Source organism: Marinobacter maroccanus (genome assembly GCF_002933275.1).
In the GTDB taxonomy this organism is placed as follows: Bacteria; Pseudomonadota; Gammaproteobacteria; order Pseudomonadales; family Oleiphilaceae; genus Marinobacter; species Marinobacter maroccanus.
This window is the reverse complement of record NZ_PSSX01000033.1, coordinates 1-5,700: the sequence shown is the minus strand read 5'-3', so window position 1 is coordinate 5,700 and position 5,700 is coordinate 1. Positions and strand designations below refer to the sequence as shown.

Sequence of the window (5,700 nt, the reverse complement as noted above, 5' to 3'; positions counted from 1 at the left end):
GATGCTGGGGTTTCGGTATTAAGAGCCTGACGATGACCTACTCTCACATGGGCAACGCCACACTACCATCGGCGCTGGTCTGTTTCACTTCTGAGTTCGGGATGGGATCAGGTGGTTCCAGACCGCTATGGTCGTCAGGCAAAACGGTTGATCACTGGGGGACGAGAAGGAACGAGTGGTATTGATTTCGTTTGAGCTTTCGCTCTGCGTTATCCGCAATTGTCTTGGGTGTTATATAGTCAAGCCGCACGAGCAATTAGTATCGGTTAGCTCAACGCCTCGCAGCGCTTACACACCCGACCTATCAACGTCCTGGTCTTGAACGGCTCTTCAGGGACCTCGAGGGTCCAGGGAGATCTCATCTTGGAAGGGGCTTCCCGCTTAGATGCTTTCAGCGGTTATCCTGTCCGAACATAGCTACCGGGCAATGCCACTGGCGTGACAACCCGAACACCAGAGGTTCGTCCACTCCGGTCCTCTCGTACTAGGAGCAGCTTTCCTCAAATCTCCAACGTCCACGGCAGATAGGGACCGAACTGTCTCACGACGTTCTAAACCCAGCTCGCGTACCACTTTAAATGGCGAACAGCCATACCCTTGGGACCGGCTTCAGCCCCAGGATGTGATGAGCCGACATCGAGGTGCCAAACACCGCCGTCGATGTGAACTCTTGGGCGGTATCAGCCTGTTATCCCCGGAGTACCTTTTATCCGTTGAGCGATGGCCCTTCCATACAGAACCACCGGATCACTATGACCTACTTTCGTACCTGCTCGACGTGTCTGTCTCGCAGTTAAGCGGGCTTGTGCCATTACACTAACCGCATGATGTCCGACCATGCTTAGCCCACCTTTGTGCTCCTCCGTTACGCTTTGGGAGGAGACCGCCCCAGTCAAACTACCCACCACACAGTGTCCTCATCCCCGATAAGGGGACCAAGTTAGAACCTCAAACATGTCAGGCTGGTATTTCAAGGTTGGCTCCATGAGAACTGGCGTTCCCACTTCAAAGCCTCCCAGCTATCCTACACAAACATGCTCAAAGTTCACTGTGAAGCTATAGTAAAGGTTCACGGGGTCTTTCCGTCTAGCCGCGGATACACCGCATCTTCACGGCGATTTCAATTTCACTGAGTCTCGGGTAGAGACAGCGCCCCCATCGTTACGCCATTCGTGCAGGTCGGAACTTACCCGACAAGGAATTTCGCTACCTTAGGACCGTTATAGTTACGGCCGCCGTTTACCGGGGCTTCGATCAAGAGCTTCGCGCAAGCGCTAACCCCATCAATTAACCTTCCGGCACCGGGCAGGCGTCACACCGTATACGTCCACTTTCGTGTTTGCACAGTGCTGTGTTTTTAATAAACAGTCGCAGGGGCCTGGTATCTTCGACTGGCTTCAGCTCCACCCGCAGGGGTATCACCTAACACCAGCGTGCCTTCTCCCGAAGTTACGGCACCATTTTGCCTAGTTCCTTTACCCGAGTTCTCTCAAGCGCCTTGGTATTCTCTACCTGACCACCTGTGTCGGTTTGGGGTACGGTCCCGAATAGCCTGAAGCTTAGAAGATTTTCCTGGAAGCATGGCATCAATGACTTCCCGCTCTAAGAGCAGTCGTCGTCGCGTCTCGAGATTGTGGACCCGGATTTGCCTAAGTCCACTCCCTACTCGCTTAAACCGGGACAACCGTCGCCCGGCTCACCTAGCCTTCTCCGTCTCTCCATCGCAGCTATCCAAGGTACGGGAATATTAACCCGTTTCCCATCGACTACACCTTTCGGTCTCGCCTTAGGGGCCGACTCACCCTGCGCCGATTAGCGTTGCGCAGGAACCCTTGGTCTTCCGGCGTGGGAGTTTTTCACTCCCATTGTCGTTACTCATGTCAGCATTCGCACTTCTGATACCTCCAGCATGCTTCTCAACACACCTTCGCAGGCTTACAGAACGCTCCCCTACCCCGCATACAATGTATGCAGCCGCAGCTTCGGTGACCAGTTTGAGCCCCGTTACATCTTCCGCGCAGGCCGACTCGACTAGTGAGCTATTACGCTTTCTTTAAAGGATGGCTGCTTCTAAGCCAACCTCCTAGCTGTCTGAGCCTTCCCACATCGTTTCCCACTTAACTGGTACTTGGGGACCTTAGCTGGCGGTCTGGGTTGTTTCCCTCTTCACGACGGACGTTAGCACCCGCCGTGTGTCTCCCGGATAGTACTCACAGGTATTCGGAGTTTGCATCGGGTTGGTAAGTCGGGATGACCCCCTAGCCGAAACAGTGCTCTACCCCCTGTGGTATTCGTCCGAGGCGCTACCTAAATAGCTTTCGGGGAGAACCAGCTATCTCCGGGCTTGATTAGCCTTTCACTCCGATCCACAAGTCATCCCCTGGCTTTTCAACGACAGTGGGTTCGGTCCTCCAGTGCCTGTTACGGCACCTTCAACCTGCTCATGGATAGATCGCCCGGTTTCGGGTCTATGCCCAGCGACTAAATCGCCCTATTCAGACTCGGTTTCCCTACGGCTCCCCTAAACGGTTAACCTCGCCACTGAACATAAGTCGCTGACCCATTATACAAAAGGTACGCCGTCACGGAACAAGTCCGCTCCGACTGCTTGTACGCATACGGTTTCAGGATCTATTTCACTCCCCTCACAGGGGTTCTTTTCGCCTTTCCCTCACGGTACTGGTTCACTATCGGTCAGTCAGGAGTATTTAGCCTTGGAGGATGGTCCCCCCATGTTCAGACAGGATATCACGTGTCCCGTCCTACTCGATTTCACCAGACTCAGGTTTCGGATACGGGGCTATCACCCACTATGGCGGCACTTTCCAGAGCCTTCTCCTACCAGTTGTCTAGCTTAAGGGCTAGTCCCCGTTCGCTCGCCGCTACTTAGGGAATCTCGGTTGATTTCTTTTCCTCGGGGTACTTAGATGTTTCAGTTCCCCCGGTTCGCCTCTTACACCTATGTATTCAGTGCAAGATACCGACCCGAAAGTCGGTGGGTTTCCCCATTCAGAAATGCCCGGATCACAGCTTGTTTGCCAGCTCCCCGAACCTTATCGCAGGCTTCCACGTCTTTCATCGCCTCTGACTGCCAAGGCATCCACCGTATGCGCTTAGTTGCTTGACTATATAACCCCAAGACAACTGATCACGACTCAACATTCCTCACCAGGCAAGCCTGATAAAGAACCCTGTTTCGAGACAGCCACTTGAAGCAATACAACAACCACTTCAACGACAACACCGGATAACGCTTGAAATCGTTACCACTCTGATCAATGAATTCCGGAGATAATGGAATCCATCAATCGTGTTCTATCTCGTCCAATTTGTTAAAGAGCAAATCTGACCCAGTGATCAGAAAGAAGGGCTTCGCTTGACCTGTCATCAAACCGAAACACTTGTTTCTGCACACTGCTAACCGGAGTTAGTCAGTTTAAAACATCGATCGTTCAGGCTATTGGTGGAGCTGAGCGGGATCGAACCGCTGACCTCCTGCGTGCAAGGCAGGCGCTCTCCCAACTGAGCTACAGCCCCGTCTGCTTGTCCAGCTTTCGTCACTCGTCGTTGCAGCATTCACTCGCATCAGTCATGACCCATCGAGGGTCACTCCTTCACTCGCTCACGCTGCGCCTAGATTGACAAAACCTGTCCGGCGCATCCGCGTTCGTCACTAACCTCGGGGTTACCCAACCGGCGTACCTTTCAACCACAAGGCATGCTCCGAAAATTGGGTTAGCCTAGGCATCGTCGGGTGTAGCGTGCAAGTAGCACGTGAGCCCGGCGATAACGACGGATAACGCAATTTTGGTGGGTCTGGGTGGATTTGAACCACCGACCTCACCCTTATCAGGGGTGCGCTCTAACCAACTGAGCTACAGACCCGAAAGTGCGGGCCTGTAAGACCCTTTGCTCTCTTCTTAAGCTAACCAAGTAATTCGTGTGGACTCTGACCGAAGCATTCGGCTTCGTTTAAGGAGGTGATCCAGCCGCAGGTTCCCCTACGGCTACCTTGTTACGACTTCACCCCAGTCATGAACCACACCGTGGTGATCGTCCTCCCGAAGGTTAGACTAACCACTTCTGGTGCAATCCACTCCCATGGTGTGACGGGCGGTGTGTACAAGGCCCGGGAACGTATTCACCGTGACATTCTGATTCACGATTACTAGCGATTCCGACTTCACGCAGTCGAGTTGCAGACTGCGATCCGGACTACGATGCGTTTTGTGAGATTGGCTCCCCCTCGCGGGTTTGCAGCCCTCTGTGCGCACCATTGTAGCACGTGTGTAGCCCTGGCCGTAAGGGCCATGATGACCTGACGTCATCCCCACCTTCCTCCGGTTTGTCACCGGCAGTCTCCCTAGAGTTCTCAGCCGAACTGCTAGCAACTAGGGATAGGGGTTGCGCTCGTTACGGGACTTAACCCAACATCTCACGACACGAGCTGACGACGGCCATGCAGCACCTGTGTCAGAGTTCCCGAAGGCACCAATCCATCTCTGGAAAGTTCTCTGCATGTCAAGGCCAGGTAAGGTTCTTCGCGTTGCGTCGAATTAAACCACATGCTCCACCGCTTGTGCGGGCCCCCGTCAATTCATTTGAGTTTTAACCTTGCGGCCGTACTCCCCAGGCGGTCTACTTAGTGCGTTAGCTGCGCCACTAAGACTTCAAGAGTCCCAACGGCTAGTAGACATCGTTTACGGCGTGGACTACCAGGGTATCTAATCCTGTTTGCTCCCCACGCTTTCGCACCTCAGTGTCAGTGTTGGTCCAGGTAGCCGCCTTCGCCACTGGTGTTCCTTCCTATATCTACGCATTTCACCGCTACACAGGAAATTCCACTACCCTCTACCACACTCTAGCCTGACAGTTCGAAATGCCGTTCCCAGGTTAAGCCCGGGGCTTTCACATCTCGCTTATCAAACCACCTACGCGCGCTTTACGCCCAGTAATTCCGATTAACGCTTGCACCCTCCGTATTACCGCGGCTGCTGGCACGGAGTTAGCCGGTGCTTCTTCTGTGAGTAACGTCAAGGCTGGCCAATATTAGTGACCAACTTTTCCTCCTCACTGAAAGTGCTTTACAACCCGAAAGCCTTCTTCACACACGCGGCATGGCTGGATCAGGGTTGCCCCCATTGTCCAATATTCCCCACTGCTGCCTCCCGTAGGAGTTCGGGCCGTGTCTCAGTCCCGATGTGGCTGATCATCCTCTCAGACCAGCTACGGATCGTCGCCTTGGTAGGCCTTTACCCCACCAACTAGCTAATCCGACATAGGCACATCCAATAGCGCAAGGTCCGAAGATCCCCTGCTTTCCCCCGAAGGGCGTACGCGGTATTAATCCGGGTTTCCCCGGGCTATCCCCCACTACTGGGCAGTTTCCTATGCATTACTCACCCGTCCGCCGCTCGTCAGCGGGGTGCAAGCACCCCCTGCTACCGCTCGACTTGCATGTGTTAAGCCTGCCGCCAGCGTTCAATCTGAGCCATGATCAAACTCTTCAGTTTAAATCATACAAGAATCCGAAGATCCTCTATTCTTGCTCAAGACAAAACTCAATTTTCGACGAGTCACTGTCCTGATATTTCGCATCCGAAATACCTCGGCCAGCGCCCACACGAATTACTTGGTCAACTTTTTAAAGAGCGTTTGAGCTGTTGCTCAATCAAGGCCGCGTATTCTACATCGTTCCGC

Annotated in this window: 2 tRNA genes and 3 rRNA genes; all 5 read right to left on the bottom strand. The window is 53.6% G+C overall.

The features are described from left to right. Positions 1–24 precede the first annotated feature (24 nt). A 5S ribosomal RNA gene (gene rrf, locus KEHDKFFH_RS19800) occupies positions 25–139 on the bottom strand. 96 nt (positions 140–235) lie between these two features. Next, positions 236–3,127 (bottom strand): 23S ribosomal RNA (locus KEHDKFFH_RS19795). 334 nt (positions 3,128–3,461) lie between these two features. After that, a tRNA-Ala gene (locus tag KEHDKFFH_RS19790) sits at positions 3,462–3,537 on the bottom strand. 271 nt (positions 3,538–3,808) lie between these two features. Next, positions 3,809–3,885: transfer RNA gene (locus KEHDKFFH_RS19785), tRNA-Ile, on the bottom strand. A gap of 88 nt (positions 3,886–3,973) precedes the next feature. Then, positions 3,974–5,513 (bottom strand): 16S ribosomal RNA (locus KEHDKFFH_RS19780). Together the 16S, 23S and 5S rRNA genes with 2 tRNA genes alongside form the textbook arrangement of a ribosomal RNA operon. Positions 5,514–5,700 lie beyond the last annotated feature (187 nt).